This window comes from Mycobacterium sp. 1165178.9 (assembly GCF_001673555.1).
Lineage (GTDB): Bacteria > Actinomycetota > Actinomycetes > Mycobacteriales > Mycobacteriaceae > Mycobacterium.
The window spans coordinates 1-1,442 of sequence record NZ_LZMB01000287.1; the positions used below are offsets into that span (position 1 = coordinate 1).

Sequence of the window (1,442 nt, forward strand, 5' to 3'; positions counted from 1 at the left end):
GCCGGTCACCTTGCTCAGCCGCTTGACGTCGCGAATTCCCAGGCCGCCGCTGCGGAGCTCGGAAACCGGCGCGGCGGAAAGCGTTTCAAGCAGGACGTCGACCTCGTGCAGCAAGTCGATGACGGCCCCGGCGGCCACCGCGTCGGCGTCATGGGCGGTGGTGGTCGATACCACCGGGTCGGGTGCGGTCAGCTGCATGGGGCCGGGCTGCTCGCCGCGCAGCACCTGCCCGACGTGGCGTGGCAGTATCACCGTCTCGGCGTCGAGGCGCCGCAGCAGGCCCATGCCGAGCAGCTGGGGCACCGGCCGGTCGGCGGGCGCGCCGGGCGCGGCGTCGCGGGTGCGGCCCATCGGGGAACCCTCGAGAAGCTTCTCCAACACGTCGAGCTCCGCCTGGTTGAGGTCGTCGATCAGGCCGGCGATCTGCTCGGCGCTGCGCGAGGTGTCCTCGAGGACGACCTGGCCCGGATGCCACGGCAATCCCGTCGCGGCGTCGGCGGCCACGCGCAGCGCGGCCTCGCCCCAGACCAAGGCGCGTTGCCGGAGATCGTCCACCGCGTCGAGGACGTCGGTTTCGGGCGCGCGGTCACCGATCAGCGCCAGCAGCTTCGCGGTTGGCACCGGCTCCGCGTCGGCCTGCAGCACGAGCAGCGCGTCGAGTACGGCCAGTCGCAGGAAGTCGAGGTCGTCGGTGCCAGCCTTGATCGACTGGCGGGCCTGGGCGCGCGCGGCCAGTGCGGCGATGCTGCCGGGTGGGGGCTGGGCGAGGTCCGGCCGCAATTCCAACAGTCGGATCAGCCGCTCATCGGATAACTCGGCCAGCCATGACCCCAGCGGGATATCCGGGGTGTTGTCGGTCATTGCTGACCAGCGTAAAGCAGGCGCTGGTGCCCAGCAGACCCGCAAAGCCATCGCCCCACCGGCGCCGTGACCAGCGGCGGCGACCGCGACGCGTCTCCGAACTCAAGCCCTTGCCGCCGCGTGCGGTTCGGCCACCTGTCAGAATGGGTCCGTGGCTGACACTGCTGAGGGCAAAGCACGCAAAACCAAGTACGTCGACAACGGCTGGCCGACGACGGACCCCGACGACCACGCGGTGAGCGAACTCGTGACCGATCGCACCGGCGCGCTGTCGCCCTTCGGCGAGCTGGTGTTCCCGCTGCCCTCCACCGAACTGCCCTACCTGCACCCGGTCACCGTCGTCAATCGGTAGGCCGCCAGATGGCCAAGGCCTCTGAGGACTCGACAGCCTCGGCGAGCGGGGCGCCGGAAGACTCCGGCTCCGCTGCCCTGTCACACCTGGACGACCACGGGGCGGCACACATGGTCGACGTCAGCGAGAAGGTAGCCACCAAGCGGACCGCGGTGGCCGCCGGCGTCCTGCGCTCGTCTGCGCAAGTGCTGGCGCTGATCTCGACCGGCGGCCTCCCCAAGGGCGACGC

At 70.9% G+C, this 1,442-nt stretch carries 2 protein-coding genes and 1 pseudogene; 2 read left to right on the forward strand and 1 reads right to left on the reverse strand.

Annotated elements, in window-relative coordinates; genetic code table 11:
• Window positions 1-861: pseudogene (locus A5652_RS12225) on the reverse strand (DNA-binding protein); the annotation flags it as partial.
• A gap of 151 nt (window positions 862-1,012) precedes the next feature.
• Between A5652_RS12225 and A5652_RS12230 the strand changes: the two are divergent.
• Together A5652_RS12230 and A5652_RS12235 are read left to right on the forward strand one after the other, a co-directional pair.
• Window positions 1,013-1,213 carry a hypothetical protein gene (locus A5652_RS12230; RefSeq protein WP_067351092.1) on the forward strand — a complete coding sequence of 67 codons (201 nt, stop codon included), beginning with the start codon at window positions 1,013-1,015 and terminating at the stop codon, window positions 1,211-1,213.
• A gap of 8 nt (window positions 1,214-1,221) precedes the next feature.
• Window positions 1,222-1,442 (forward strand): cyclic pyranopterin monophosphate synthase MoaC (locus A5652_RS12235; RefSeq protein ID WP_304441771.1); only part of this gene is annotated, 221 nt, incomplete at its 3' end.